The sequence below is a fragment of the Mesorhizobium sp. M1A.F.Ca.IN.022.07.1.1 genome (genome assembly GCF_003997575.1).
In the GTDB taxonomy this organism is placed as follows: Bacteria; Pseudomonadota; Alphaproteobacteria; order Rhizobiales; family Rhizobiaceae; genus Mesorhizobium.
Genome location: NZ_RZST01000687.1, coordinates 1 through 850 on the forward strand (window position 1 = coordinate 1; position 850 = coordinate 850).

1 protein-coding gene is annotated in these 850 nt (G+C 64.7%); it reads right to left on the bottom strand.

Annotation, left to right across the window (positions count from 1 at the left end; translation table 11 throughout):
• Positions 1-24: 24 nt before the first annotated feature.
• Positions 25-636, bottom strand: a complete 612-nt coding sequence (locus EOA75_RS33395) for a LysE family transporter (protein WP_127326176.1) — start codon at positions 634-636, stop codon at positions 25-27.
• Positions 637-850: the final 214 nt, after the last annotated feature.

An 850-nucleotide genomic window follows, 5' to 3' on the forward strand; every position in this document is an offset into this window, starting at 1 on the left:
CTGCGGCGAAGGCCTGAGCTCCCCTTACGGCAGCCCCGCCAGTGCAGTCGTCAGCACCAGCGTCGCCGCGAAGACGAGATTGATGATCCGCGACGCCAATGGATCGCGCAGCAGCCTCGCGAAAATCGTCCCAGCGAGAAGCCAGAGCGCATGAATGGCGACGATCATCGCTGCCAGCACCAAAAGCTTGGTCGAAATCCCGAGCCCGTCGACCGTGGATGAAGCTCCCGCGAAGACCGCGCCGATCGCCACATAGGCTTTCGGGTTGGCGACGGCGAGCATGAAGCCGCCGAAGAAGGTGGGACGCGCCGCCGCATTGCCGCCTTGGGCAAGCGGCGGCGCTGTCGCGATCCTGAAGGCAAGGTAGAGGATGTAGAGGGCCGAAGCGACAGTCAGCAACGGCGCCAGCCCCGGCACCGAGGCGAGCATGCCGAATATCCCGGCGGCCACAACCAGGAGCACGGCCGTCGTTCCAAGCACGATGCCGGACGTATAACCCAGCGAAGGCCGCAGCCCGAAAGCGGCGCCGACGGCGGTGACGCTGATCGTCGCCGGACCCATGACAACGGTCGCCGCCATGACCAGCGCCAGCACCTGCTGCCAGGGCTGCGCTTCGGACAAAACTTCTCCGACCATGCCTAACCTCAATTCCTGCCGCGATCGGGTAGGAATTATCGCGAGGCTATCTGCAAGGTCTTGGACGATCGTGCGGGGGACCTGCTGCACTAACGCATGTTGGATCCAGGTCAGGCCGGCATCCGCCTGAATATCGACACGCCTTAAGCGCTGCCGCGATCGAGCGCTGCGATGTCGTCGGCGGAAAGCTTGAGCGATGCGGCGCGGATCAGGC